The organism is Halomonas sp. 25-S5 (assembly GCF_029889845.1).
Taxonomy (GTDB): Bacteria; Pseudomonadota; Gammaproteobacteria; order Pseudomonadales; family Halomonadaceae; genus Halomonas.
Genome location: NZ_JARANV010000100.1, coordinates 1 through 519, shown reverse-complemented (window position 1 = coordinate 519; position 519 = coordinate 1). Strand labels below are relative to the sequence as shown.

The 519-nt window shown below is 59.5% G+C and carries 1 protein-coding gene; it reads right to left on the bottom strand.

What is annotated here, in order from left to right; translation table 11 throughout:
- A partial coding sequence (locus OP498_RS18560; protein WP_280554835.1) for an IS701 family transposase occupies positions 1-507 on the bottom strand: 507 nt, incomplete at its 3' end.
- Positions 508-519 lie beyond the last annotated feature (12 nt).

The following is a 519-nucleotide window of genomic DNA, read 5'->3' as shown; positions in this document are numbered from 1 at the left end:
TCGAGCGAGTTCTGGCTTGCTGGCGAATTCGACGTCATCGGGAATACCGGCACGCCGACAACGCTCTCGATCCTGTGTCCAGGACTTGGGCAAGTAAAGGGCTCGATCCAGGAAGGCATGCCCTGCAGGGCTGGCGTAGAGAAGAAAGACGCCGATCTGGCTATTCTCGATACGCCCGGCGGTACCACTGTACTGGCGTTGCACGCCGGCCGAGTGCTGACCTTTCTTGATAAAGCCGGTTTCGTCCAGGACCAGGACACCGTCAGACGAGCCCAGCGTATCGATGACCCATTGGCAGAGGACATCGCGTGCCGCCTCCGCATCCCAACGGGCACGATCCAACAGGTACTGCACCCCATCGGGGGTGGCATCGCCGAGCCATTCGGCAAGATGCCAGCTATTCTTACGTTCACACTGACTGAGCAGCCCCTGAATGTAGCGTAGGGCACGATCGCGCGTCTCAGAACGTGGGAAGAGCGGGCCTAATCGCGCTGCCAAGTCATCCATTAATGCTGAGAC